The organism is Acinetobacter genomosp. 15BJ (assembly GCF_000400715.1).
In the GTDB taxonomy this organism is placed as follows: Bacteria; Pseudomonadota; Gammaproteobacteria; order Pseudomonadales; family Moraxellaceae; genus Acinetobacter.
Genome location: NZ_KE007347.1, coordinates 1254229 through 1280388 on the forward strand (window position 1 = coordinate 1254229; position 26160 = coordinate 1280388).

24 protein-coding genes and 2 pseudogenes are annotated in these 26160 nt (G+C 39.6%); 11 read left to right on the top strand and 15 right to left on the bottom strand.

What is annotated here, in order from left to right; genetic code table 11:
* Nucleotides 1-130: 130 nt before the first annotated feature.
* Complete coding sequence (locus F896_RS08210) at nucleotides 131-742, top strand: septal ring lytic transglycosylase RlpA family protein (RefSeq protein ID WP_005153835.1); 612 nt, start codon at nucleotides 131-133, stop codon at nucleotides 740-742.
* A gap of 136 nt (nucleotides 743-878) precedes the next feature.
* Complete coding sequence (locus F896_RS08205) at nucleotides 879-1331, top strand: Mpo1 family 2-hydroxy fatty acid dioxygenase (protein WP_016164002.1); 453 nt, start codon at nucleotides 879-881, stop codon at nucleotides 1329-1331.
* A gap of 40 nt (nucleotides 1332-1371) precedes the next feature.
* Here the strand turns inward: F896_RS08205 and F896_RS08200 are convergent, their stop codons facing one another.
* On the bottom strand, nucleotides 1372-1839 hold the full coding sequence (locus tag F896_RS08200; RefSeq protein WP_016164003.1) for a DUF3465 domain-containing protein: 468 nt from the start codon (nucleotides 1837-1839) through the stop codon (nucleotides 1372-1374).
* Between the two features lie 79 nt (nucleotides 1840-1918).
* Entirely contained in the window at nucleotides 1919-3334 is a 1416-nt protein-coding gene (gene sthA / locus F896_RS08195; protein WP_004806376.1) for a Si-specific NAD(P)(+) transhydrogenase, read from the bottom strand.
* A gap of 189 nt (nucleotides 3335-3523) precedes the next feature.
* Between sthA and lipA the strand changes: the two genes are divergently transcribed.
* A complete protein-coding gene (gene lipA / locus F896_RS08190; protein ID WP_016539771.1) occupies nucleotides 3524-4537 on the top strand; it encodes a lipoyl synthase in 1014 nt (337 codons plus the stop codon).
* A 374-nt stretch (nucleotides 4538-4911) separates the two neighbouring features.
* Complete coding sequence (locus tag F896_RS08185; RefSeq protein ID WP_016164005.1) at nucleotides 4912-6615, top strand: DUF4394 domain-containing protein; 1704 nt, start codon at nucleotides 4912-4914, stop codon at nucleotides 6613-6615.
* 55 nt (nucleotides 6616-6670) lie between these two features.
* Here the strand turns inward: F896_RS08185 and F896_RS08180 are convergent, their stop codons facing one another.
* The 3 genes from F896_RS08180 to F896_RS08170 form a co-directional block, all read right to left on the bottom strand.
* Entirely contained in the window at nucleotides 6671-7777 is a 1107-nt protein-coding gene (locus F896_RS08180) for a beta-ketoacyl-ACP synthase III (protein WP_016164006.1), read from the bottom strand.
* A gap of 45 nt (nucleotides 7778-7822) precedes the next feature.
* Entirely contained in the window at nucleotides 7823-11677 is a 3855-nt protein-coding gene (gene hrpA, locus F896_RS08175; RefSeq protein ID WP_016164007.1) for an ATP-dependent RNA helicase HrpA, read from the bottom strand.
* A 137-nt stretch (nucleotides 11678-11814) separates the two neighbouring features.
* A complete protein-coding gene (locus F896_RS08170) occupies nucleotides 11815-12171 on the bottom strand; it encodes a hypothetical protein (protein WP_228130612.1) in 357 nt (118 codons plus the stop codon).
* Between the two features lie 436 nt (nucleotides 12172-12607).
* On the opposite strand from F896_RS08170, the gene ahpC reads away from it, so the two are divergent.
* Nucleotides 12608-13171, top strand: a complete 564-nt coding sequence (gene ahpC, locus F896_RS08165; RefSeq protein WP_004654049.1) for an alkyl hydroperoxide reductase subunit C — start codon at nucleotides 12608-12610, stop codon at nucleotides 13169-13171.
* A 252-nt stretch (nucleotides 13172-13423) separates the two neighbouring features.
* On the top strand, nucleotides 13424-13633 hold the full coding sequence (locus F896_RS08160; RefSeq protein WP_003652651.1) for a KTSC domain-containing protein: 210 nt from the start codon (nucleotides 13424-13426) through the stop codon (nucleotides 13631-13633).
* A gap of 52 nt (nucleotides 13634-13685) precedes the next feature.
* Here the strand turns inward: F896_RS08160 and F896_RS08155 are convergent, their stop codons facing one another.
* The gene (locus F896_RS08155) at nucleotides 13686-14879 is read right to left on the bottom strand and encodes an alkane 1-monooxygenase (RefSeq protein WP_032882257.1); all 1194 of its coding nucleotides are present in this window, start codon (nucleotides 14877-14879) and stop codon (nucleotides 13686-13688) included.
* A 122-nt stretch (nucleotides 14880-15001) separates the two neighbouring features.
* On the opposite strand from F896_RS08155, the gene F896_RS08150 reads away from it, so the two are divergent.
* The gene (locus F896_RS08150) at nucleotides 15002-16051 is read left to right on the top strand and encodes a helix-turn-helix domain-containing protein (RefSeq protein ID WP_016164010.1); all 1050 of its coding nucleotides are present in this window, start codon (nucleotides 15002-15004) and stop codon (nucleotides 16049-16051) included.
* Here the strand turns inward: F896_RS08150 and F896_RS08145 are convergent.
* Nucleotides 16028-16615 (bottom strand): O-methyltransferase, encoded by a 588-nt coding sequence (locus tag F896_RS08145; RefSeq protein ID WP_016164011.1) that lies wholly within the window; start codon nucleotides 16613-16615, stop codon nucleotides 16028-16030. The two genes, F896_RS08150 and F896_RS08145, sit on opposite strands and share 24 nt — an antisense overlap.
* 41 nt (nucleotides 16616-16656) lie before the next feature.
* Nucleotides 16657-16875, bottom strand: a complete 219-nt coding sequence (locus tag F896_RS08140) for a DUF1653 domain-containing protein (protein ID WP_005204420.1) — start codon at nucleotides 16873-16875, stop codon at nucleotides 16657-16659.
* Between the two features lie 230 nt (nucleotides 16876-17105).
* Here F896_RS08140 and ahpF point away from each other — a divergent pair, with 230 nt between their 5' ends.
* Together ahpF and F896_RS08130 are read left to right on the top strand one after the other, a co-directional pair.
* On the top strand, nucleotides 17106-18671 hold the full coding sequence (gene ahpF / locus F896_RS08135) for an alkyl hydroperoxide reductase subunit F (RefSeq protein ID WP_016164012.1): 1566 nt from the start codon (nucleotides 17106-17108) through the stop codon (nucleotides 18669-18671).
* Between the two features lie 157 nt (nucleotides 18672-18828).
* On the top strand, nucleotides 18829-19173 hold the full coding sequence (locus F896_RS08130; protein ID WP_016164013.1) for a hypothetical protein: 345 nt from the start codon (nucleotides 18829-18831) through the stop codon (nucleotides 19171-19173).
* 53 nt (nucleotides 19174-19226) lie between these two features.
* Here the strand turns inward: F896_RS08130 and F896_RS08125 are convergent, their stop codons facing one another.
* On the bottom strand, nucleotides 19227-19838 hold the full coding sequence (locus F896_RS08125) for a glutathione binding-like protein (protein ID WP_016164014.1): 612 nt from the start codon (nucleotides 19836-19838) through the stop codon (nucleotides 19227-19229).
* Nucleotides 19839-20044: 206 nt separating this feature from the next.
* Nucleotides 20045-22483: an ExeM/NucH family extracellular endonuclease gene (locus F896_RS08120; RefSeq protein ID WP_016164015.1), complete on the bottom strand. Its 2439-nt coding sequence runs from the start codon at nucleotides 22481-22483 to the stop codon at nucleotides 20045-20047.
* A 182-nt stretch (nucleotides 22484-22665) separates the two neighbouring features.
* On the opposite strand from F896_RS08120, the gene trmB reads away from it, so the two are divergent.
* On the top strand, nucleotides 22666-23382 hold the full coding sequence (trmB, locus tag F896_RS08115) for a tRNA (guanosine(46)-N7)-methyltransferase TrmB (protein ID WP_004654068.1): 717 nt from the start codon (nucleotides 22666-22668) through the stop codon (nucleotides 23380-23382).
* A gap of 329 nt (nucleotides 23383-23711) precedes the next feature.
* On the opposite strand, the gene F896_RS08110 is transcribed toward trmB, so the two are convergent.
* The 5 genes and pseudogenes from F896_RS08110 to F896_RS21455 form a co-directional block, all read right to left on the bottom strand.
* The gene (locus F896_RS08110; protein WP_016164016.1) at nucleotides 23712-23909 is read right to left on the bottom strand and encodes a hypothetical protein; all 198 of its coding nucleotides are present in this window, start codon (nucleotides 23907-23909) and stop codon (nucleotides 23712-23714) included.
* 213 nt (nucleotides 23910-24122) lie between these two features.
* Complete coding sequence (locus tag F896_RS21265; RefSeq protein WP_228130613.1) at nucleotides 24123-24290, bottom strand: helix-turn-helix domain-containing protein; 168 nt, start codon at nucleotides 24288-24290, stop codon at nucleotides 24123-24125.
* 567 nt (nucleotides 24291-24857) lie between these two features.
* Nucleotides 24858-25058: pseudogene (locus tag F896_RS20465) on the bottom strand (ABC transporter ATP-binding protein); the annotation flags it as partial.
* 70 nt (nucleotides 25059-25128) lie between these two features.
* Nucleotides 25129-25875, bottom strand: coding sequence for a putative type VI secretion system effector (locus F896_RS08105; protein ID WP_155765790.1), 747 nt, complete (start codon nucleotides 25873-25875; stop codon nucleotides 25129-25131).
* Nucleotides 25876-25885: 10 nt separating this feature from the next.
* Nucleotides 25886-25966 (bottom strand): annotated as a pseudogene (locus tag F896_RS21455) (hypothetical protein); the annotation flags it as partial.
* A 63-nt stretch (nucleotides 25967-26029) separates the two neighbouring features.
* Between F896_RS21455 and F896_RS08100 the strand changes: the two are divergent.
* Nucleotides 26030-26160: transposase (locus F896_RS08100; RefSeq protein ID WP_016164019.1), on the top strand; the 131-nt coding region annotated here is incomplete at its 3' end.

The window sequence follows — 26160 nt, forward strand, 5'->3', positions numbered from 1 at the left end:
ACACTTCGTAAGTGATGAATATTATCGCCGCAAGATAAAGTAATTGCAAAAGTGAATAATTAGACATGTGCACTATATTTCAAGGTGTTTTTATTGAAATAGAAAAGCATGTTCTCTAGGAGTTTATACAATGCAGTTTTCGCTAAAATATATTCTAGCGCTGACGGCAGGCTTAAGTTTAAGCCCGTTACATGCTGAAATGGTACAGTCTTCATCATTAACCAATGATGTGGAAGGTTCTAATTTGGCTGCCCGCGTACTAAGCAAAGATTCTCAAAATTTTAATTCTCGTTTTTCAAACGTTAATAGTCTTTCAATCACTGAGAGTTCAGGTGACAAAGTACGTCGCCAAACGATCGCTGCTAAGATCGATATCCCAGCAGAAGAGCCTTCAGTGATTGAAAAACTGAATACTGTTGCTTCGAACACAGTTCGTAAATTTAGCCAAAATGGCGTTGCGTCATGGTATGGTCGTCAATTCCATGGTCGCAAAACAGCAAGCGGTGAAACATTCGATATGAATGCTATGACTGCTGCTCACCGTAGCCTTCCTTTGAACTGTTATATCCGTGTAACAAACAAAGACAATGGCAAAAGTGTTGTTGTAAAAGTTAACGATCGTGGTCCATTCCATGGTAACCGTGTATTAGACTTATCTTATGGTGCTGCAAAGCAACTTGGTATGTCTAGTTCAGGTACGGGCAATGTGAGCATTGAACGTGTTGATGGTCCTAATTCTTAATCGTTAAGACCATCACTAAAAAGCCGCTTCTTGCGGCTTTTTTTATTTTTATCTATTACATTTGTTAATGCTTTACGCCCTATCCTATTCTTCGGTATATTGAAGAAATAAAAATGAAGACCGCAAGGAGAGCGCTGTGAAATCAATTGACGAATGGTTTGATGAATATAGTGACAGTCACCAAAACCAAACCAACAAAAAAATCCACTGGGTCTGCGTTCCTGCAATTCTATTTTCAATCATTGGTATTCTGGCGCACTTTAGCACCTTACTCACCGCATTATTACTGGTTTTAACTTTAGTCTTTTATGCACGCTTGGATATTGTTTTAGCAGTGGCGATGGCAGCCTTATTAGCCGTTATGGCATGGTTGATTGTGATCTTACCAGTCGGTGTTGGATTCTATATCGGTGTTTTTGTGATTGCGTGGATCGGACAATTTTATGGACATAAAGTTGAAGGCAAGAAACCTTCATTCTTTAAAGATTTACAATTCCTTCTGATTGGCCCTGTATGGTGCATGGACGCTTATTTAGCTAAAGTCCTACCTAAATGGAAAATTCGTCAAAAATCAGCGCTTACAAGCTAATTTAGCGCACATCTTGCAAGCAATCAGCCAAGGGAAACTGTTATTGATACATTTTCCCTTGGTATTTCAACCAACCATCGACGTGTTTTCCACGCGGATCATGATGAGTCCAGTGAATCACCCCACCTTTTTGGCTGTATTCATATTCACCAAAAAACGCAACTGTATCGCCTTTTTTTAACCCTTCGATTCTTGGAGCCAAATCAATGTTGTGTGCGATCAATACGGTTAAACCATTCTCTAGTTTAAGAATCATTTTCTGATGTCTTGAACCTTCATTGTCATCTGGCAAAACAGCTTTCACAACACCTTGCGCTTGAACCTGCACATTACTTCGCTGCTGCTGATAGGCTTGCATGATCTTGTGTTGATCATCTACAGTGACATTGCTATTTGTAGTCGGTAAATTACTGCTGGTATTTTGTTTTTGCTTTAAATCAAAGCCAAAATAAGCTGCAATCAATACAATGATCGCAATAATGATCAGATTATTTTTTTGAGTTTTCATACTTACCTTTTATCAGACGCAAAATAGCAAAATGCCAATCGAATTGATTGGCATTTTGATCATACAACGTCTATCACATTTAGAATAGTCGATTCATACCATTCAAAGCCGCAACACGATAGGCTTCAGCCATGGTTGGATAGTTGAATGTGGTTTCTACGAAATACTTCAATGTATTGTTTGGACTGTGCATCACCACTTGCCCAATGTGAATAATCTCTGCCGCATTGTTACCAAAACAGTGAATACCCAAGACTTCTAAAGTATCACGATTGAACAGAATCTTTAATTCACCAACAGTATCACCAGTAATCTGTGCACGTGCCAAATGACGGAAAGATGCTTGCCCCACTTCGTAAGGCACTTTCTCTTCAGTCAGTTCTTGCTCAGTCTTACCAATTGAAGAAATCTCTGGAATGGTATAAATGCCTGTTGGTACATCACGGATTGGCTTCACATTCTTTTCGCCCACCATATTTGCGCCCGCACAACGACCTTGGTCATACGCAGCCGACGCCAATGATGGCCAACCAATCACATCACCTGCCGCATAAATATTTTCAGCTTCAGTTTGATATTGATCATTCACCATCAACTGACCACGACCATTCGGTACTAGACCCACATTTTCCAAGCCTAGACCATCGGTATTACCTGAACGGCCATTACACCATAAGATCGCATCTGCTTTGATCTTCTTACCGCTAAGTAAATGCAAGACCACATGATCATCAAAAGTTTCTAAACGATCAATTTGCTCATTGTGGCGAATCAATACGCCTTGTTCACGTAAGTGATATGACAATGCATCGGCAATTTCATCATCAAGGTAGCTTAAAAGCTTTTGCTGGGTGTTGATCAAATCAACTTTATGATCAAGTCCGATGAAAATTGAAGCGTATTCACAGCCAATTACGCCTGCACCATAAATGATGATTTTTTGGATTGAATAATCAAGATCGAGAATCTTATCTGAATCAAATACGCGCGGATGATTGAAATCTAAACCTTTCGGTTGGTATGGACGGCTACCGGTTGCAATCACGATTTGCTTGCAAATAATGGTATCTTTGATGCCATCCTGACCAAAAATCAGTACAGTGTTTTTATCTTGGATATACGCGCGACCGTGGAAAACTTCTATTTTATTGCGATCATAAAAACGTGTATGCGTATCAACTTGCTGTTGAATGACTTTATGCGCATTACGTAATACCTGTTTCATGGTGAATTGTTTCCACTCACCTACTTTTTGAAACATTGGGTCACGTTGATAACGAATAATACTTGAAACTGTTTGACGTAAAGCTTTACTTGGAATTGTGCCTACGTGTGCGCAGTTACCACCGAGTTGATCACGAACATCAACGATTGCAACACGTTTACCTGCTTTTGCAAGCTTCATTGCCGCGCCTTCGCCAGCTGGGCCAGAACCGAGAATTACTGCATCATATTTAACAATATTCCCACCGACGACCTCTTTCTTACGTGGCATTCAAAGCTCCTTTGTCTCTTAACCGTTTTGCTATATATATGATAACCAATATGCAGCCAGATGATGTATTTCACAACTATATATTTTTATATATTTACATTTTCAAAATGAATACCACTTTTCATGCTTTATTACGGTAAATTTGACTATAATAAGGGGATATCTCAAGTCAAAGGCTGTAGAAATTATATGTCTGAACACCGTAAACCTGAACAGGGTATAAAACTTCGTGGCGCGGAAAAAGTCGCGAGAATTCCTGTAAAAGTTATCCCTACGGTTGAAGTACCTCGCAAACCTGACTGGATTCGAGTCAAGATGACCGCTCCAGAAGAAGTTCAGCGTATCAAAACAACCTTGCGCTCGCAAAAACTCCATACCGTATGTGAAGAAGCTGCTTGCCCCAACCTACCTGAATGTTTTGGTGGTGGTACAGCAACTTTCATGATCATGGGTGATATCTGTACACGTCGCTGTCCATTCTGTGACGTTGCACATGGTCGTCCAAATGCTTTAGATCCAGATGAACCACGCCATATGGCCGAAACCATTTCCAATCTCGGTCTCAAATATGCGGTGATTACTTCGGTCGACCGTGATGACCTTTTGGATGGTGGTGCGCAACACTTCGTTGATTGTATCAAAGAAGCACGTGCATTAAGCCCAAAAACATTATTGGAAATTCTAGTGCCTGACTTTCGTGGTCGTATGGATATCGCCTTACGCATCATGACTGAATGTCCACCAGATGTATTCAACCACAACATTGAAACTGTGCCACGTTTATATAAAGCGATGCGCCCAGGTTCGGACTATCAGCACTCTTTAACCTTGTTAAAAATGTTTAAAGAATACTGCCCTGATGTACCAACCAAATGTGGTTTGATGGTCGGTATCGGTGAAACTGAAGAAGAAGTGATTGCCCTGCTCGATGATCTTAGAGCACATGATGTTGACTACATTACCATTGGTCAATACCTACAGCCATCTAAGCAACATGCACCAATCGATCGCTTTGTAACGCCAGAAGAGTTTGAACGCTATGCTGAGCATGGTCGTAAACTTGGTTTTAGAAATATCTGGTCTGCACCAATGGTTCGCTCAAGCTACTTTGCTGATCGCCAATACCATGGTGAACCTGTTCCAGCGGTACGCCGTAAAGTCGATCCTGCCAAGAAAATTGCAGTTCAAGCGATTGAAGCTTAAGATTCAATAAAAGAAAGAGAGAATTCTAATATTCTCTCTTTCTTTTATATCTCAAAACACAAGTTTCAATAAACTTAAGTATAAAAATAGACTTTCTTGTTGGCCGTGAAATAAGTGTGAATAATTACAACTCAAAACTCAAATACAAAAAATCATATAAAAACATTAGTTTACCTCAACCAAATCCCTCTATATCCTGATTAGACCGAATACAAGGTTTTTAAATCGTACATTTAAAGAATAAAGCCAAAATTTTTATTTAAGGCCAAAACACTAGGCCATTCAATGACAAGAAGCACAACGTTTTATAAAGAACAAGCAACGCATCTACAAAGCTTCTTATAACCAAAATATATTAATCAGGATCCAAAACGATGAAGAAGAAAGTATTCACACTCACCGCGACAATACTAGGAAGCTTAATATTATTAGGCTGTAACAATGATTCAAACAATGACTCCGAGACATTGAATGCCAACACTGGTGATACTTTAATTTTAACCAACAATGGGATGATCAGTTCAATAGACCGCATGACACCAAACACAATTGTCTCAAATATTAAAATTACAGGTTTACAATCTGGCGATGAACTTGTTGGAATTGATTATCGACCTAAAGATAGTAAGCTTTACGCAATTGGTTTACTGGGAAATATTTATACACTCAACCCCTCCAATGGCGTTGCCACATTTGTTAAAGCTCTAATTGCAGATCCAACCGATACCATAGATGGAAATACACCATTTACAAAAATTTTAGGTGAGGCAAACCTCATCACTGTGAATTTTAATCCAGTTGCTGACCGTTTAAGAGTTATGACCAATACTGGACAAAACCTTCGAATTAATGTCGATACAGGTACAACAATTACTGACGGCGCAATTAATTTAGCAGAAAGTAACCCTGCTATTATTGCAGGTGCATATACCAATGCCTTTGCAGGAACAGCCTCCACAAAGCTTTACAGCATCGACCAAAACTCTGATCGAATTTATTTACAAAATGCCAATGCAGGTACACTTGGAAGTTCAGCAGCGCTTGGTGCAGATATAAATACCAATGGTGGCGGTGGCTTTGATATAGATCCTGTCAACAATATCGGATTTGCTGCGCTTAAACTTGTGTCTGGAACATACAAATTCTACCAACTTAACCTTGCTAATATTGGTACGAGCAGTGATGCGATTTTTGCAACGAGTGATTTAAATACAAGTTTTAATAGCATGGGAATTCGTGGAATTGCTTTAAAAAGAGCCACCGACTCAACAGCTCAAGGCTTTGGTTTAACCGCAAATAATAAGTTGTTAAGTTTCGCTTTAAGCAACCCAAATTCAGTAGTTGAAAAAAACTTAAACGGTCTGCTCGTTGATGAAAGATTTATTGGTATTGACTACCGCTTAAGAACAGCAACAGAAAATTCAGGCAAGCTGTATGGACTTACCAACAAGGCAAACTTATATACCATTAATACTGATTCTGGTTTAGCAAGCTTAGTTACCACCTTAAAACCAGCGGCAGGCAGTGGTTTTACGACTTTACAAGGCACGAGCTTTGCAGTTGATTTCAATCCAACTGCCGATCGTCTCCGTGTAATTAGCGACACAGGACAAAACTTACGAATAAATGTTGATACAGGCGATACGATTAAAGATGGCGATATCAATGGAGCTTCAGGGGCAAAAGTAACAGCGGCAGCGTACACAAATAGCTTTAAAACACCTATCGCCATGCTTAGCACAGAACTTTTTGATGTAGATCAAAGCAATAAAACTCTCGCGAAACAGAACCCTCCAAATAATGGAACGCTAAATTTAATTGGAAATTTAGGCATTGATCTTGGCTTGGATAATGGTTTTGATATTGCGGGTGGAGATAATGGTTATGCCCTTGCTACAGTTTCAGGTGAATCGGGAGCATCCATCCTCTATCGTATCGATTTAAATAGCGATACAACGATTACAACACCGCGTGCAAGATTAGCAATTAATGTCGATGGCACACCAAACTTAGCTGCATCGAAAATTGGAAACAGTTCCACACCTCAAGTGATTGATTTAGCAATTTTATTTAAATGAGCTTAATAATAAAAAACACCACAATTGTGGTGTTTTTTATTATTAAAACAAAAGCTTAAGCAATATGCTTCTGTACTACAATCGAACCGACTGAATAACCAGCACCGAATGAAGAGATCACGGCATACTCACCATCATTGACCTGCTCACCCGTACGATGCATTGCAATAATCACACCTGCAGACGAGGTATTAGCAAACTCATCCAAAATAATCGGTGCACGTTCTAAATCAGCCTCTTTACCGACTACCAATTTCAAAATCAGTTCATTCATATTGGCATTGGCTTGATGCAACCAGAAACGCTTGATTTGTTCAGCGCTTAATTCAAGTTTTTCCAATTGTGCGGTAATGATTTTAGCAACCAATGGACAAACTTCTTTAAAGACTTTACGACCGTCTTGACGGAATAACTTGTCGTCGACAACCGCATCTTCACTGCGGTTTAAGAAACCAAAGTTATTACGGATATTATTTGAGAACTGGGTAAACAAATGAATATCTAAGATTTCATAACCCGATTTGGTTTCAGTTTCTTCAATAATTGATGCAGTCGCAACATCACCAAAGATAAAGTGTGCATCACGAGTACGGTAGTCTAAATGACCCGATGTAATTTCAACATTGAGCAATAACACACGACGTGCGCCACATTTCACAGCATCGTAGGCTTGTTTCAAACCAAATGTCGCAGCAGAACATGCCACATTCATATCATAGGCATAGCCTTGAATACCCAATGCAGACTGGATTTCAATCGCAACTGCTGGGTAGGCACGTTGCATATTTGAACATGCCAAAATTACAACATCGATGTCTTCTGCAGTTACGCCTGCATTTTCCATCGCTTGTTTAGCAGCAATAACGCCCCACTCCGCTTGAAGTGACAGTTCATCATTACTACGCTCTTGCAAACGTGGGCGCAAACGTGCTGGATCAAGAATACCTGATTTTTCGACCACATAACGGCGTTGAATACCCGATGCTTTCTCGATAAATTCAGGGCTTGAGCCACGTAAAGCTTCAATTTCGCCAGCTTCAATTTGCGCTGCGTGATCTTGGTTATACTGTTCTACATAAGCATTTAAACTTTCAACCAACTCTTCATTGGAAATAGATTCAGTTGGATGGAATAAACCTGTACCTGTTATACGGATGCCCATGTAAAACTCCTGTAAAGAATAGTTCTAACTTTCATATTTCTCAGTTTAACCGATTGCTAATCGATCCCATAGTTTTTGTAATCTAGTTGGTGAAATAGGCAGCTTTGTTTTCATCGGTTGAGAAAACAAAGAAATTCTAAATTCTTCCAACATCAAATACAGTTCTTTAATTTTAGGATCGTTTTTAAATTTAAATACTTTGTCCATCCATGGATCGACATCATCAATTGCAGCAAGGTCTCGTTGTAGATTATTGGGCAAACAATCTAAACGCAATAGCAGCGCTTTCAAATAACGCGGGTATTCCTGCCAAATTTCAGGGGATTGGCTATAAACAAAGTTTGCTAATGACATTAAATCAAGTTGATCTTCTATGTCATCTACACTTCGACCAAAAATGGTTTGATCCAAGACCAATAATTCACGGCGAATCTGCTGCCATTGGGTAAATATTTCAGTTAAATCACTTAATGTCTGTTGACCATTTGCTAAGAATTTCTTTTTAGTTTCAGTCAATAGTTGTTGAAACTCAGTCGCATTTTTTGGTAGCTCTTGAATTGAAACTTGCAAGGTTGCATAGACTAGCATTTGCTCTAACTTGGCACGATCACCCAACGGTGAATAAGCGAGAGCTAAAGGTTTAGAAATCTGCTTTTTCAATTGACGGATTAAATCCCCCAATTGCATATGTACCAGACGGATTACCCCTTCCCGATGTTGCTTAATCGCTTCATCCTGATCATTAAAGGTTTGAATCACCACGCCCGATTCATCTTTGGCTTCAAGCTCAGCAAATTGCTTGGTAGAAACCAAAGCCTGATACTGCTTAATAATAACGCCTGTTACTTTTTGTGATGCTTCAAACACAAAATTTTCAGGGAAGGTCTGAAACTCACCTTGTTGCTGTTGCACTGGGCGATGTGTTTCCACACGACAACGGGCTTTTAATTCGTCTAAATCACGCCCTTGTGCAATCAACTTGCCCTTTTCATCTACAACCTTAATAAAAGGTATTAGATATTGATCGATACGTTCAAAAGAAAAGTCTTTTTCCGTAATCTGCTCACCGCGTAAAGCAAACGCCAAGTAGCTAAATAAATGTTCACGCAGATGAACTGCATCAATCCCCTGCATGAGCTTTTTAGCTGTATCAGGGATCGGCACCAAATTGCGACGCTTGTCTTTTGGCAGTGCTTTCAATAAAGCTTCGATTAAATCCTGACGCCAGCCAGGAATGCCCCACGACCATTGCTTTTCATCCACTTGCGGTAAAGCCTGCACAGGAATTTTAACTGTCGCACCATCTTCATCATGACTTGGGTCAAAACGATAGCTGGCAGCAAGTCGCAGTTGTCCATTATGCAAATAATCAGGGAACTGTTGCGTGGTTGGACGATCATTCATCCACAACGCATCATCTTCCACAAAGAGATAACGTGGATTGTCTGTTTCGACTGTCGCGCGCCAATCTTCAAAACTACGACGGCTGGCAATTTCCTCAGGCACTTTTTCTGCATAGAACTGGTAAATGGTCTCTTCATCCACCACCAAATCACGACGACGTAATTTATCTTCAACCCGTTCAACTTCTTCAAGTTTGAGTAGGTTATGTTTTAAAAATGGCGGTGTAATGCCCAAATTCCCGGTGGTCAGTCCATCACGTAAAAAGATTTCGTGTGCCGCGGCTTGATCAACTTTCTCGAAATTAATCATTCGTTTCGGTTCAATGATTAAACCAAATAGCGATATTTGTGCATAAGCATTGACGATACCTGCCTTTTTCGACCAATGTGGCTCGAAATAGTGGTACTTCAATAAATCACGCGCAGCCAATAAAATCCATTCAGGATCAATTTTTGCCAAGGTGCGTAAATACACCTGAGAGGTTTCCACCATCTCAAATGCCATCACCCAAGCGGTATTGGTCTTGTGTAAGGTACTTGCAGGAAAAACTTTAGCCTTCTGTTGGCGCACCGCCATAAAGGTATTACGTTCATCGGTTTTATTCGCAATAAATGAAAGCAAACCCGTTAATAGTGCACGGTGTAAGTTTTCATAATTAGCTGATTTTTCGTTAAAACTGAGTTTTAAACCTTCTGCCAATTCAACCAATTGCTGATGGGTTTGTTTCCATTCACGAAGACGTAACCAACTTAAAAAGTGCTGACGCGCAAATTGACGACGCTTATTTTCAGTTTGTGTTTCGGGGCTGGTTTGTAACGTATTCCAAAGCTTTAGATAGAATAAAAAGTCTGAATCTGCTTCTTTGAATAAGGCATGTTTCTGATCTGCCTGCATTTGCTTGTCCGCAGGACGTTCACGCGGATCTTGAATGGCCAAGGCACTGACAATAATCAAAGTTTCTTTGAGTACACCAAAATGAGCACCGCCAACCAACATACGTGCTAAACGCGGGTCAATCGGCATACGTGCCATCATTTGACCGACTTTGGTTAAATCATTCTTACGTTCATTTAATGCACCCAACTCAACCAAGAGTTTGCGTCCATCATTAACCAAACGAAAATCAGGCGGCTCAATAAAATCAAAATCTTCTAAATTACCTAAACCTAAGCTTTGCATTTGCAAAATAACAGAGGCCAAGTTGGTTCGTTTAATTTCAGGCTCAGTAAACTCAGGACGACTTAAAAAGTCTTCTTCACTGTATAGACGAATACAGACACCCGCAGCAATACGACCACAACGACCTTTACGCTGATTGGCTGCAGCTTGTGAAATAGCTTCAATCGGTAAGCGCTGTACACGTGAACGGTAGTTATAACGTGAGATACGAGCAAAACCACTATCAATCACATAACGAATATTCGGTACAGTCAGTGCTGTTTCCGCCACGTTGGTGGCAATAATAATGCGTCGCCCTTTACCACTTGGGCTAAAGATTTTTTGCTGTTCTGCAAGAGCCAAACGTGCATATAAAGGCAATACCTCAGTATGACGAGGACCATATTTTTGCAGCGTTTCCTGTAATTCACGGATTTCTTGCTCTGTACTGGCAAAAATTAAAATATCCGCATATTCAGGATGACCTTTACTCTCTGCATCTGCAAAACATTCCTCTACAGCCTGCACCACCGCACGCGGTAGATTTTCTTCAAAATCATCAAACTCATCGTCATCGCTACCGACAATGCTCAACTCAGAAATCGGACGATAACGTAGCTCGACAGGAAAGCTACGACCTTCTACTTCAAAAATCGGTGCGTTATAAAAATACTGGCTAAAACGGTTTACATCCAGAGTCGCCGAGGTCACGATCACTTTTAAATCAGGACGCTTTGGCAAAAGCTGCTTGAGATAGCCCATGATGAAGTCAATATTGAGTGAGCGTTCATGCGCTTCATCAATAATGATCGTATCGTATTTTGATAGAAAACGGTCATTGGTTAATTCAGCCAACAAAATACCATCGGTCATCAAACGGACGATTGAATCTTGCGAACCTTGCTCATTAAAACGAATCTTAAAGCCAATTGATTCGCCAAGCTTCTCGCCCACTTCTTCAGCGATACGTTGCGAGACACTTCGTGCAGCCAATCGACGTGGCTGAGTATGACCGATCATCCCTGTGAGTCCACAGCCTGCCAGCATGGCAATTTGTGGAAGCTGTGTGGTTTTACCAGAACCCGTTTCACCAGCAACAATGATGACCTGATGCTTTTGAATTGCCTCAATTAAACGGTCTGCATATTGGGTAACAGGCAGGTCTTGATTCAGCTTGATCGTGGGAACACGTGCTAAGCGTTGTTTTACCTTATGATTCGATTGTTGAATGAGTTTTTCGATTTCTGCTGTTTCTGTTTTTTTATCTTTGCGCAGTCGATTTAAACGGTGACGGTCACGAGCCATAACCAATTGATCTACATTTAAATGACTCTGCACTGAACAGCTTTCCTGAAAAATTAAATAATCGGCTATTTTACGCCTTAAACCCTTGCTATGCAAAGAAAGCTTTTCTAGGTCTTAACCACCGCAGAGGCTTATCACTAAAAATTCAGGTCTTGAATCAAGTTAAATAATTACTCATCCGAGGCTGAAACAATAAAAATAGCTCTTAATTTTGATCCACTGACTGCGTTTGGATCAATATCAACGACAAGATTAAGAAAAGTCGAGACCTGTGACCAGTGCTGATAACCTTTTCCTTTTAATACTTTTGGGACGAAAATAGCGCCTTCTCTTATTTCTTGCTGACTTTGTTTTGCATCCAATACAATCATCGAACATGAGAATAAATCAACTGCCTGACAATTTGGAATAAATATTGCGCCCTCTTTTGGGAGATAAGTTTTTGCTTGTGTAACATTTACCAGACCATTAGATGATTCCATTCCTTCACTCTTGCCAAATAAATCCTGAATTTTTATAGCAACCAATCAATAATCTCATCAAACTAATTACTATTCTCCTTATCGGATTCGTGTTTTTTCTTTAGCCAATCTATCTCAACAACTCAGGATCACGAACAGATAGTTTTCCAAATAAAACTGATACTCGTAGAAAATTTAATCGTATACCTCCGTTTTTTATATAATTTTAGATTTTTTCAATTTTACCCTTGAATTTTGATGACGTAGACTTCATGTTGTTATGCACATTAGTTCTGGATCTTTTGTCATGTTTGCTTCATCTCAATGCAGTCAAATAGGACAGATATTCTTGGGTGAAAGTCGTTTTTATTGATTTATTCAATTTTCCGATTCTAGTCATGTAAAAATACTATTTCCCCAATAACTAAAAATTATTTATTCTTGACCTCGTAAACAAGTAAGGCGTTAGCCTCTCAATAAAACCTCAATCATGGAGACAATGATGAGCTTAATTAATACTGAAGTTAAACCATTTAAAGCAACTGCGTACCATAACGGTCAATTTGTTGACGTATCTGAAGCAGATCTTAAAGGCAAATGGTCTGTTGTATTCTTCTACCCAGCTGACTTCACATTCGTATGTCCAACAGAGTTAGGCGACCTTGCTGACAACTATGCTGAATTCCAAAAACTAGGCGTTGAAATCTATGGCGTGTCTACTGACACTCACTTCACGCACAAAGCTTGGCACGACACTTCAGAAGTTATTGGTAAAATCCAATACCCATTGATCGGTGACCCAACTTGGACACTTTCTAAAAACTTCGACGTATTAATCGAAGCTGCTGGTCTTGCTGACCGTGGTACTTTCGTAATCGATCCAGAAGGCAAAATCCAAATCGTTGAAATCAACGCTGGTGGTATCGGCCGTGATGCATCTGAACTTCTTCGTAAAGTTAAAGCTGCTCAATATGTTCACGCTCACCCAGGTGAAGTTTGCCCAGCTAAATGGAAAGAAGGCGAAGCTACGCTTGCTCCATCTATCGACTTAGTTGGTAAAATCTAATTTTTTAGATTAGACCAATAGGTTTGAAGCCACCCTTTTTAGGGTGGTTTTTTTATTGATTATTTTTATCAATCCAAGTCCTATTCCAACCGAAAATTTATAGCTAATTTTTTACAATTCTTATACTTATAAATTTATAGCAAGCTTCATTTATGAATTGTCAGACTGCCGCAGTTGGAGTACTGTCAAATTATGAAACAAAAGAGTTTTTGTATATGTACTAAAAGATCAAACAAAAATAGGAGTCGTTATATGGAAAAATCTGTTGTTGTAACCTCTTGGAAATATGATGTTTCTTCACGCTATTTAAAAATTTTCTATAGCAATGGCTCAGGTGAGCTTTACCATCCCGTTCCAGAGTTTATCTACAATAATTTACTTCGCACCAATGATAAAACAGCCTTTGTGCATAAATATCTTGAGTTTGATCTACATTTTAAACGACTCTGTATTTCAGCCTAGTCATAAAAAAATCAGCCCGCTGGGGCTGATCTGTTTTATATCTTTCGATGATTTAAGCCGCGTCATTTTGCTCAATATATTTCTCGAGCATTTCTTCCTTCACATCTGCATGCATATTAATTCTACTCAGGTCACCTTTATAATGTGCTACAACACGGTCATCCATGATTTTTGACCACCATGATGGAATAAACGCTGGCAGAATCATGGCACCATAACCTGCGGGTAATTGCGGTGCATCTTGAAAGTGACGTAAGGTTTGAAAGCTTCGGGTCGGATTGGCGTGATGATCCGAATGACGTTGTAATTGATACAAGAACAAATTGGTCACGACATTATTATTATTCCAGCTGTGCTCTGGCAAAGTACGTTCATACTGGCCATTTTCTTTCTTTGCACGCTTTAAACCATAGTGTTCAATATAGTTCACAGACTCAAACAAAGTAATCGCATAAGCCGCTTGCGTGACTTGGAATGGGATTGAACGCATACCAAACTTGCTAAACATGGCGGTATGGTATGCAGCAGACATCGCCCAGCCATGAATCAACTCATTTTCCTTACACAAGAAAGGTAATTTCTTACGTTCTAAACGGTTTTTCTCAATTTCGATCGCCGATTTGAAGCTACCAATCACAGTGCGCGGCAAGAACTTCCAAAAGGTTTCGCCAAATTGTGAAGATGCTGGATCTTCTGGTGTAGCAACGCGACGATGATGTCCATAAGGATGTTCAATACGGAAATGGTTATAACCTGATGGTGCTAAAGCCAAATGAGAAAGATAATGCTCTAAACGTCCGCTCTTATGGCTCAGTTCATGTGCAGTATTAATGGCAATTCCATTGACCATTCCCACCAAAGTTCCCAATAAGACTTGATCTGCAACTGGCGTGTCTTTACGACTGGCTAAATAGGCTCCATAAAGATTGGTCGCGTATTGTAAAGGAATAAAAAGTTTAACAATTCGAGCGTAATACGGATCAGCTTCTAAATCTGCGATTGCATCTAATGGCGGGTTTTCCGTGTCTTCACCAATCAATTTATCTAATGTTGGAATAACACCATGTATAAATAATGGCCCAAATGAAGCGAAGAACTTTTTCGTTTTTTTAGGGCCAAATTGATATCCCGCCAAACCACCCATTGCAATCGTCGGTACAGCCAAACCCAATAGCCATAAATGACGTTTTTTATCTTTAAATGTTGTTGTCGCTTGCTCGACATCCAGTTGAGTATGCATATTCATTAGAAATTCCTCAATCAAACACAAAATGCTTTGCTTGAATTGATTGTGTTCCTTCATCGCCGCTCTATATTATCATTTTAAGACTTGCTATTATCATTTTAAGACTTTAATGAGTTTTTCTTGTGCAAAAGCAACAGATCCCTGTTATTCCATCACGTTATTATTTACGACTGATTGAAATTTTAATCGGTACGCATCAATACGATAATGATTTGTTGATGGCAGTTCAGCAAGAACTGGCAAAAACAGAATTATTATCGATTCAGCAAATTGAACAATTTATTGAGATTGGTTTAAGTCTGCCCAATACCCAAGACTTGGCCTTTGAACTGGGTAAAAATATAAAACTTAGCTCGCATAGTCTTGTCGGCTATGCACTCATGACTAGTCCTAATCTGGAACATGCGCTTAGGCTGATTGCACAATATTTTAGACTGATTATGCCAAGTTTTAAGCTCAGCATTCAGTTTCCAACAGGCTCACAAAAAGTTGAACTGTTATTTGAACCAATTTTGCAGATGAATAAGCAGTGTTTAGCCTTTCATATTGAAGCGATTGCCGTAGCATTTTACTACAGCCTATTAGAATTGGCAGGTCAGCAATTACAACGCTACCAAGTATATTTGAGTGTTCCAGAGCCAAGTTATCAAGATCGTTATTTAGCCTTGGTAAAAGCCAATTTCCATTTTAACTATACCTGGCTTTCAGGCATACGCGTGGTGATTGATCAGCAACAATTGGCTCTACCCCTGCCTTTAGCAGATGCACATAGCTTAAAAATAGTTGAACAACGCTGTCAGGAGCAAATCCAGAAGATCTATCATCAAGGAGAAATTGTTGAATGGGTCAGCATGATGTTGCGACAAGCCAATCAAGTCCCAACCCTCATGGAATGTGCCAAAGTATTAAACATTTCCACTAAAACCTTGCAACGCTATTTGCAGCAACAAGGTGTTGAATTTCAAGCTTTAAAGCAGCAGATCAGCACTGAACGAGCCATTGAGTTATTAGAAAATTCTAGCTTTACCATTACCCATATTGCCTATGAGCTGGGTTATTCCAATCCTGCCAATTTCACTCGTGCATTTAATAAAGTGATTGGCTGTAGCCCTCAAGCATATCGACTCCACCATCAAAGTAAAATCAATTCACTTCAACACCACCATACATAAACCTGCACCAATCGGCAGAATGGTGCTCATGTAATCTTCATCATCTTTAATCAGCTCAAGGAATTCCTTCACCTCTGCTGCATGAGAAATCACATTATCAACAATCAAGGTGCTTCCCGAAGACTGCAATAAGCGCTTTAAGTCTTGCCAGTAACTCACATAACTACCACGCTCAGCATCGAGTAAAATTAAATCGAAAGGCTCAGTCCCATCAGCCAAATAATCAGCCGCATCTCCCACCCAAAAATCAATAAACGGCTCTAAGCCAAATTCTTCCGCATATTTTTTTGCTTGCGCACTACGAAAGGCATTAATTTCTAGGGTTTGTACAGCCCCACCGACGGTTTTACCTGCTTCTGCCAACCAAAGTGTTGAATAACCTGTGGAGGTGCCAATTTCTAAAATTCGTTTTGATCGTTGAGTACGAACCAACATCGCAAGTAGCTTAGCTGATTCAGCTTCAATATTTCGGTAGCGTCTTAAGCGATCAGACTGTCGAGCATCATGTTGTTTAAACTCATCATATAAATCAGAAATACGTTGTAAAAATACAGTGCTGGTCATATCTGATCCCCCAACTACGCTTATGCAAAAGTGTATTGAACTTAAGTCGTTTGTATCAGTTTAAAGCGTGGCAGAATTTGACCATCATCGAGCTGAACGGTTTCGCTAAACATTGCCAATGGACGTACCCACATTGAGTAATCACCATATAAGCATTGATAGACCACCAATTCTTCTTCTGTTTCACTATGACGAGCCACATTAAACACTTGATACAGCTGACCTTTATAGTGTTGATAAATGCCACGTTGTAAGGTCATATTACTTACCCTTTATTTATGCCACGAAATGATTGCAGTTATATAACAACTTTGATTGTAATCAAATTTTTTGTGAAAGAAATGTTCAGAAAATAGTAAATTTATCAAAAATTCAAAAAACCGATTAAACTCATAAAAACATACTGTTTTACCTATTCTGTACTTTTACGTACTATAGCCTCATTGAATGAATTTAGCTGATTTAAAAGTCTTAGCGTTTGGAGAAATACATGTTAGATCAAAATATTAAAACTCAATTAAAAGCTTACTTAGAACGTTTAGAAAGTCCAATCGAGTTGGTTGCTGCATTAGATGATTCTGACAAAGCAGAAAAAATCAAAGAACTCGTCACGGAAATTGCTGAACTTTCTGATCAGGTTACGGCGCGTTTTGACGGTTCAAACGCTCGCCGTCCTAGTTTCGGTGTAGCCAAAGCAGGTGAACAACCACGTGTGTTCTTTGCTGGTTTACCAATGGGACATGAGTTTACTTCTTTGATCTTGGCATTATTACAAGTATCGGGTTATGCGCCGAAAGTTTCTGATGAGGTTTTGGCCCAGATCAAAGGTCTAAACTTAACAGCGAACTTTGATGTGTTTGTATCGTTGAGCTGTCATAACTGTCCAGATGTGGTTCAAGCCTTGAACTTAATTGCGATCAACAATCCAAATACCACGGCAACCATGATTGATGGTGCTTTCTTCCAAGATGAAGTTGAAGAACGCAAAATCTTGGCCGTGCCAATGGTATTCCAAGACAATCAGCATATTGGTCAAGGTCGTATGACCTTAGAAGAAATCGTTGCCAAGTTGGATAGCAATTCAGCTGAGAAAGATGCAGCAGCAATCAATGCCAAAGATGCATTTGATGTGTTGGTGATTGGTGGCGGCCCTGCGGGTGGTACAGCAGCGATTTATGCAGCACGTAAAGGCATTAAAACCGGTATCGTGGCTGAACGCTTCGGCGGTCAGGTGATGGATACTATGGATATTGAGAACTTCACCACTGTTCAAAAAACCGTAGGTCCTCAGTTCGCTCAAGATATGGAAGCACATGTTCGTGAGTACGGTGTGGACATTATGAACTTGCAACGTGTCAGCAAGATCACAGGTGCAGATCAAACGGCCAATGGTCTGGTTGAAGTGGAACTGGAGAATGGTGCCAAACTTGAATCGAAAACCATCATCCTGTCTACAGGTGCACGCTGGAGAGAAATGAATGTACCTGGCGAAGCTGAATACCGTACTCGTGGTGTGGCGTATTGCCCACACTGTGATGGTCCATTATTCAAAGGCAAACGTGTTGCGGTGATTGGTGGTGGTAACTCAGGTGTCGAAGCAGCGATTGACCTTGCAGGTATTGTAGAGCATGTGACTTTGGTTGAATTTGATACCAAACTTCGTGCAGACCAAGTATTGCAAGACAAGTTAAACAGCTTGCCAAATACGACGGTGATCTTAAATGCGCTTAGTACAGAAGTGGTCGGTGACGGTTCACAAGTAACGGCGTTGAAATACAAAGATCGCGGCACTGAGGTTGAACACACGGTTGAACTTGCAGGGATCTTCGTACAAATTGGTTTATTGCCAAACACGGATTTCTTAAAGAACAGTGCGGTTGAACTCAGCAACCGTGGTGAGATTGTGATTAATGATCGCAATGAAACCAATGTCAAAGGGGTATTTGCTGCGGGTGACTGTACGACAGTACCGTACAAGCAAATCATCATTGCCACAGGTGAAGGTGCCAAAGCATCGCTGTCTGCCTTTGATTATATGATCCGTTCTGGCGTATAAGCCGATTTAAAACATGTGCACGCACTTACACTTTCCGATGTAAGTGCGTGTTTTTACAAGTTATCAACAAATTTTCAACTTTATTATTCATCAAGTTTATGTTTATATTTTCGGTATCCATATCCGATTGGATGCCACAAAGAAAAGGAAATAGACAATGAATAAATTACTTGTTGCATTAGGTCTTGCTGCTACTGTTGCGCTTGTAGGCTGTAATAAAGATAAAGCGCCTGAAACTGGTGCAACTACAGGTGAGCACATAGAACATGCTGCTGATCAAGCTGGTGCTGATGTTCAAAATGCAACTGATGCTGCTGCGAGCAACGTTGCAACTGCTGTAGATACTGCTGCTGATCAAATTGATGCTGCTGCTGATCACACTGCAACTGCAACGGCTGAAGCTGCTGCTAAAACTGAAGCTGCTGCACGTGATGCAACCGCTAAAGTTGCTGGTGCTGTAGAATCAACTGCTGCTGATGTGAAAGAAAAAGCTCAACAATAATTGAGTTGAAATAAAAAAGCCTCTGTAAACAGAGGCTTTTTTATTGGTCTAAATTAACTTAATAAACCTTCATCGCGCATTGCAATTTGCACTGACTGACGTTCAGCCACTTTATTGCGCAATGCAATAATATTGATATAAGGCGTTAAATCATGCTCAATGTGATTTGACCAGTTGGTAAGAACAAATAAATAGGCATCCGCAGGGCCAAAGTTATCATCGACCAAATAATCACAATCCGATTCAGCTAAATAGTTGTCGATATATTTAAGCAAACGATCAACTTCTGCATAGGCTTTAGTTTTCTCATCATCACTGAGTTTACCGCCAAAGAACACTGAGTAAGCATCATGCAATTCTGAGTTCAAGTATCCTAACCACTCTAGGACTTTGGCACGCCCCATGCCTGACGGTGGAATCAAATCCTGTTTAGGGTCATGCTGAGCCAAGAACGGTAAAATTGCCACATTCTCAGTTAAAATCAAACCTGGATTAATTTCCAAAGCAGGTACATAGCCCTTTGGGTTAATCTCGTAATAATCTGCACCTTTTGATGTTTTATGTGTTTTTAGATCAACTCGTTCTAAATCAAAATCTACGTTTATTTCATTTAAAATAATATGGGCTGCCAATGAGCATGCACCAGGTGAATAATACAACTTCATAATTGATCCTTGTTATCTAACAACTTATGCCCTAGAACGTTCCTACGAAACTCGAGAACAGAAATAACTAAAATTTATAACAGCTTTCATGCTAAGAACATCTACACCACTACTATTAATGAATTTTTTTCTGCCTTGCAAGTTATATTCCGTGACGATTGATTAATTTATGAAAAAACAAACCCAACAATGTCACGGAAATCAGATTACGCTCGACCAAAAAGTTTGCCTAACCATTCAAATAATGAGTTTAAAAATTCAACGATGATGTTCTTCTGATTATTTGGTTCCAGTTGAGAATCCGAGCTTTTCATATCTAAATCAACAATCACAGGATCATGATCTGAAGAGCGATAAGCATCCGCTGCGAAGAACAAGGCCTTTTGCTCATCGGTCTTATATTCCTCGTTATAATCCAATACCGATGGCTCATCGGCATTGATATGCCATGCAAAAGCTTTGATCACACGTTTATACAGATTGGTATCGGCAATGGCATGATCAAGGTTACCTGCTCCACCATAACCATCGGCATCGCTCGCTACACCGAAGACATAACTATAAGCTTTATTACCCTCGCCCACTTTGCTGTCATTGAGGAGCACTTTGTAGTTGGCTTTTTCAAAACTTAAGATTGGATCTTCTTTGCCATAGCTGTTCATATCGCCTAAGAGCAAGATATTCGGATTTTTAACTTGGGTCGGATTCTTGGCGATCCATTGAGTGAGTTGCTCAACCGCTTTCACTCGGGTTGGGTTCCAACAGCCCTGTCCATCGCGTTGATCCGCATCGAGAGAGTTTTCATCAACACCTCGACAGCTCTTTGATTTAAGATGGTTTGGAATCACTGTAAAGATTTGCCCACCTTGTACAGGCTTGAAGGATTGTGCAATGGTCGAACGGCTTTTATCACCTAAGTCCAATACCGCAGGTTTATTCACAGGCTGAACACGTTTGCTGTTATAGATAATCGCAACCGCAATCACATCCGTACCGAGCTGATTTAGTCCTTCTGGAATCACATATTTCCAGTCTGGCCCTAAAGCTTTAGTCAAATTAGCAACTGCACTATCACTGCCATAGCCATTATTGGCAATCTCCATCAAACCATACACATCCGCATCGATTGATTTTAATGCGTTAACGATTTTAGCATGTTGCTTATCAAATTCAGCCTGACTGTTGGCACCACGTTCCGTTGGGAAGCCATTCTTGCCATTGTCATAGTTCAGCACATTAAATGCCGCAGCGCGAATATGTTTGCTTTGTTTAGCCGCAATGCTTGAACGCGGATTGGTGGTAGTGACTACTTCAGGTAAGTTCGCACCCGCAATTGGTTGTACACGCCAAGCATTAAAACGATATTCTAGAATCCCTTGTGCATTCTTTAACTGATATCCCGAACGCAGCGTATTTAAAGCACTAAAGTTTTGTGGCAACCACGGTGCACGGTTTTGATTGTTATAACCATCATCAAAGATAATCTTAGAAAGTAAGTTTTGTTGCGCTAAAGCCTTGGCTTCATTTGAAAGTGCAGGATAAAGGTTGGTCGGAATAAATAAGCGACCAAGACTCAATGAAAGTTCACCATAACGACCAAAATTATAGTTTTCGCTCACCGTCAACGTTTGCGGTAGTTTCACCAACATCCCTTGATAGCGTTTCGGCGAATTACCCGCAGTATCGGTCAAGCTGCTAAATGGTAAGTTTAAATCCAGCGGTTGAATCAGCGATGCCATGTTCTGGTTACAGGTCTTAATATCCTGCTGCAACTGATCCATTTGAAGTTGATTTTGATAACTGGTTAAACGACCACGCAGGATCACTTCATCACCAACCTGCCCACCTTTAACTGCACTGCTTGCAGGAATATAAACGAAGATGGCATTGCTGACATTTGGCGTTGCTTTGCTATCAGGCGTTTGCACATAGAAACCTGAGAAGCCATTGCTATAACGATAGTCCGCCGTGATTACACCACGAATGGTGTAGTTTTGATTCTGAGTCGACTCAGCTAAACTAGCAATTGGTGTATCGCTACTGCTACAGCTCACTGCATCTACAGGTGGTGTCGTGGTTGAGCCAGTTAAATTCGAAAAGTCATTTCGATCTGTCCATGCCTGCCAAGATTGGTCAAGATCAAATGGACTGGTCGGATCAACACTCACCACAGGATTGTCCGTTTGAATGCGTTTAAAGCTATTCGCAGTACTAAACACCGTCGTACCCCACCCTGAAGTTGGGCGCTCACCAATTCGACCGAAACGATCTACGGGTGTACCACGATAGAGTAAAACAATGGCATCGTCACCATTAAAAGATAATCCCGCAACTTGATTAACCTTATCACCCAATTGTGCCTGTAATTCTGAACGACCAATCAGGAATTTTTGTTTACTGGCCAAAGTTCCTTGTAATGGGAAGGCCACGGTTTTAACTGTGCCACCATTATTAAACTGCTGGATTTCATAATCCGCCAAGTTCACGGCTGTTGCATCGGGGTTATAAATCTCCAGTCCTTTTTTATTGCTGCTGCCATCCACATATTGGCTAAACATCAATTGTGCATGTGCAGCAGAAAAGATTGAAGATGCGCCTAATAAACCTAGACAAATGGCGATTGAATGGTATTTAAAATTGTTCATAGTTTTTTACTTAGTGTTAAAATTGTAATTAGGCTATGCAATTTCTGTGACAGCTACATGAAGATTTTTTGACAAATTTTAAGCAATTTCAAAAATGACTGGCTAAATAAAATCACTTAAAGTTTGACTTGACCACCTGAACACTTAAAATACGGCATTTCTATATTTATATCTCCAGAATCATGTCAAACGATCAGTTAGAAACGCAAATTACGGAACTCGACAATTTGCCTGAGCACCGTGAAATTGTGACGTTTATGCGTCGTTCAGCTCCGCTCAATACTTCACAACGTACTGCTTTAGAAGATTATCGTGATTTAATTTTGGAATACCCTGTTGGTGATTTACGTCAACACTTTGAACATCCTGAGCGTCCATTAACCGTTGAAATCGGTTTTGGTATGGGGCGTTCTTTGGTGTTAATGGCGAAAGCCAACCCAGAACGTAACTTTGTCGGAATCGAAGTGCATGTGCCTGGTATCGCACAGTGTGTGTATGAAGCGGGTATGGCAGGCTTAAAGAACCTGTTTGTATTGGATGCTGATGCAATCCAAGTGTTACGTGAGATGCCAGACAACAGCATTAACTGTGTACAGCTTTATTTCCCAGATCCTTGGCAGAAGAAGCGTCACTTTAAACGCCGCTTTGTGATTCATGAGCGTATGCAACTGGTTGAACAGAAGTTAGAGCTTGGTGGTACCTTCCACTCAGCAACTGACTGGGAACCGTATGCAGAGTGGATGCTTGACATCCTAGATAACCGTCCAGATATGGAAAACTTGGCAGGTAAAGGCAATAGCTACCCTCGCCCAGAATGGCGTCCAGTGACTAAATTTGAGCGTCGTGGTCTTGAATCTGGTCATAAAATTAATGACTTTATTTTTAAGAAAATAAAGTAAAGAACCCCCTACTGTTCAGCCAAAGCCAAGACCCCTTAAAACCTCAATTATAGCATTAAATATCATATATTTAGTGCTATTTTACTATCCAAAAGTATTCAAAATATTGTTAGCAGCGTGATACATCTTTAGTCTCAAAAACCAATCAAGAAAAAATAATATCTTGAATTAGTCTCAAGGAATAAAAAAGATCTAGGACATGACCTATTAGGAGCATGTCCAATAATTGCCCTTCCAATCTCGATAACAAAAGGATGGGGATAATTAACATAGCTATAGATAATAATGTCTAGGATTATACAACCTTGATTTAAAAAGAAATATAAGCATTAGAACTCTAATAATTGCCCTATTTCTAGGCTAGAATAACCTCGTTCTTTAAATATTAAAACGATCGCTTTTTTATAAGCTTCCGAGTGAGATGTTTTATATTTGGTGATGAGCTGAATTTCAGTATTCAGTTCCAGATCACTTTTTAAAGTCAATACTTCCGTAGAGATTGCGTCAAAAATCTTTAGCTTAAACATACAGGTGCTCTTTAGTTACGTTATAGCGGCCCGACTACAACAAACACCTGCCTCAGTTCAAAACTAGACACCCTTTTGACAAGGATTACAAATTTAAGAAATGTCTGCAATACCCTCCTCCAATAAAGTGTAAATATTATTCAAGAAAGCTGATCAATTCTGAAAATTAAAAATAGATCGTGATCGCTATCCAACAACACATTCTCTTTTAAGTTAGAAAAAATCTGTCGCCTTGATTTCAGGCAGGTAATCACTGTCCAGTACTTTCACTGTTTTATTTTTGAACTGAATAATGTTTAACTCCGCTAAATCTTTAAGATCACGATTCAGCTGCCTAGTTGAAATTCCAAGCATAGCGGCAATAGAATCACGTTTTTCCAAGTGGATAACTGTTCCTTCAACTTCAGCCCTGATTGCCAAATACTTTCGCTCTTTCACAAATGTAGGAAGTGATACATTCGTCAGCAATTAAGTCGAAGCATATAGTTTTTTACTCAGGTGAGTACAAATAAAACGTAGAAAAATAGGGTCATTAAAACCATATTGCTGAATCTTGCTCAAAGGTATTTCAAGAATATCTGACTTTGGAATCGCCCAAACAGTACTGACCGTATACATATCGATATCTAAAAAAGCTCTAAATCACCAATCACCGAGAATGCCTTTTCAATAGAAAATACAGCATAACTTCCATGTTGCTGAAAATGTTGTACTTGCAACTTTCCATCCACTAGTAAGTAGAGATTATTTAATGAACTTCCTTGCCCAACAAGGTATTCATCCTCTTCTATTTGCTTTAATCGTAGATTTTCTAACAATGCTGGAGAGAGATAGCTACACAATGAAAATGTAGCAATATAATATAGCTCTGCATTAATTCATTTTTACTAATATTCTTCATCATTTCCGACTCATCTCTAGCCCGAAAATCTATCAGGCGTATGCAGATTGCCCCAGTAAAGAATGTCCTTCTATTTCCCCCATAAACGTGATGCCATCTTTTGCCTTTCCAGCCATTAATAAAATCGGCGAGCTTGTGAGTAATGCGCTGCTTCCTGCAAGTACACCCGAAAAAGCTGTACCTGCTGCAATCTCACCCACATTCTGATTTATAAGAATTTTAGATTTGGCTTTTTCTAGAGAGTGGATTGGACCTTAAACAAGCTTTAAGTTTAGTTTCAAATGATTTACCTTATACAACCTTTTAATTTCTAGCTAGTTATACATTCCGTTCTTTTTGCTCTATATAGCTTTCTGGGTATGGATCACTTTCAATAATTTTTCTATATTCATATACAGACTCAAGCAACAAGTGATCTTTTTCACTTAGATAGCGACTTGGCAATAAGAAAACCTCTTGGGGGTCTTTAAATCCATACAAGCCAAAAATCTGTTCTGACTTTTCTGAAAAATGTTTTAATGACTTTGAAGCATTTTTTATAATAAAAAATAAAATAAAATAAAATAAAATAGAGACTATCAACCAACTCAAAAAATCATCAAAAGAAAAATCCCTCCCAAATAAAAGAATTAAAAGAAGGCCTATCACAGAAATAAAATACATCCATAACCCGCCTTTTCTTGCTGAGATATTATGTTTTTTGATAGAAGCTCCCATCCCAACCTGCATATGGAGTAGACCTGTTTTAGGGCTCAATACAGAATAAAGCTCATATAAGTTGTTTTCTAGCCTTCTTACAATGCAAATAACATACTCTTCCTGTTCGAATAGAGCACGATGAAATTGACCCACACAAACTTTACCGCCTATTTCCAAAACAACGGACTTAACATGTAAACGACTACGCGATGCGAGAAATACAGTCTGTGCGGACAATGAAACACTTTCTGCTACACCGCTTAGAATTGCTGAAGCTGCAATTTGAGTATCACCAGACTTACCAAATGCACTTAAAGAATCATCATAAATCTCTAATCTTTGAATGCGACCTTCAAATTTCAACATCTCAAACATTTTAAACGCTCACTATCGCTTTCATAAACTCTTCATATTCTTCATCTGCAGTTTGGAATTTCTTTTCATTTCTAGACGCTGATGTGTGCTGAGAAAACAGGAGGTTTTAACTTGGTAAACTATAGACACTCATCAGGAGTTTACCATGAGCAAGAAACAGAAGACTTACACCGCAGAATTTAAAGTTGAAGCAATAAAATTGATTGAAGCCAATCAAGGCAATGTATCGGAAACAGCCAGACAACTTGGCATTTCAATGCAAACTCTTTCAAATTG

What these genes read in the sequence shown, in the direction of transcription:
- F896_RS08210 (WP_005153835.1), top strand. Translation starts at nt 131, where the DNA reads ATGCAGTTTTCGCTAAAATATATTCTAGCGCTGACGGCAGGCTTAAGT.
- F896_RS08200 (WP_016164003.1), bottom strand. Translation starts at nt 1,839, where the DNA reads ATGAAAACTCAAAAAAATAATCTGATCATTATTGCGATCATTGTATTG.
- sthA (WP_004806376.1), bottom strand. Translation starts at nt 3,334, where the DNA reads ATGCCACGTAAGAAAGAGGTCGTCGGTGGGAATATTGTTAAATATGAT.
- lipA (WP_016539771.1), top strand. Translation starts at nt 3,524, where the DNA reads ATGTCTGAACACCGTAAACCTGAACAGGGTATAAAACTTCGTGGCGCG.
- F896_RS08185 (WP_016164005.1), top strand. Translation starts at nt 4,912, where the DNA reads ATGAAGAAGAAAGTATTCACACTCACCGCGACAATACTAGGAAGCTTA.
- F896_RS08180 (WP_016164006.1), bottom strand. Translation starts at nt 7,777, where the DNA reads ATGGGCATCCGTATAACAGGTACAGGTTTATTCCATCCAACTGAATCT.
- ahpC (WP_004654049.1), top strand. Translation starts at nt 12,608, where the DNA reads ATGAGCTTAATTAATACTGAAGTTAAACCATTTAAAGCAACTGCGTAC.
- F896_RS08160 (WP_003652651.1), top strand. Translation starts at nt 13,424, where the DNA reads ATGGAAAAATCTGTTGTTGTAACCTCTTGGAAATATGATGTTTCTTCA.
- F896_RS08155 (WP_032882257.1), bottom strand. Translation starts at nt 14,879, where the DNA reads ATGAATATGCATACTCAACTGGATGTCGAGCAAGCGACAACAACATTT.
- F896_RS08145 (WP_016164011.1), bottom strand. Translation starts at nt 16,615, where the DNA reads ATGACCAGCACTGTATTTTTACAACGTATTTCTGATTTATATGATGAG.
- F896_RS08140 (WP_005204420.1), bottom strand. Translation starts at nt 16,875, where the DNA reads ATGACCTTACAACGTGGCATTTATCAACACTATAAAGGTCAGCTGTAT.
- ahpF (WP_016164012.1), top strand. Translation starts at nt 17,106, where the DNA reads ATGTTAGATCAAAATATTAAAACTCAATTAAAAGCTTACTTAGAACGT.
- F896_RS08130 (WP_016164013.1), top strand. Translation starts at nt 18,829, where the DNA reads ATGAATAAATTACTTGTTGCATTAGGTCTTGCTGCTACTGTTGCGCTT.
- F896_RS08125 (WP_016164014.1), bottom strand. Translation starts at nt 19,838, where the DNA reads ATGAAGTTGTATTATTCACCTGGTGCATGCTCATTGGCAGCCCATATT.
- F896_RS08120 (WP_016164015.1), bottom strand. Translation starts at nt 22,483, where the DNA reads ATGAACAATTTTAAATACCATTCAATCGCCATTTGTCTAGGTTTATTA.
- trmB (WP_004654068.1), top strand. Translation starts at nt 22,666, where the DNA reads ATGTCAAACGATCAGTTAGAAACGCAAATTACGGAACTCGACAATTTG.
- F896_RS08110 (WP_016164016.1), bottom strand. Translation starts at nt 23,909, where the DNA reads ATGTTTAAGCTAAAGATTTTTGACGCAATCTCTACGGAAGTATTGACT.
- F896_RS08105 (WP_155765790.1), bottom strand. Translation starts at nt 25,875, where the DNA reads ATGTTGAAATTTGAAGGTCGCATTCAAAGATTAGAGATTTATGATGAT.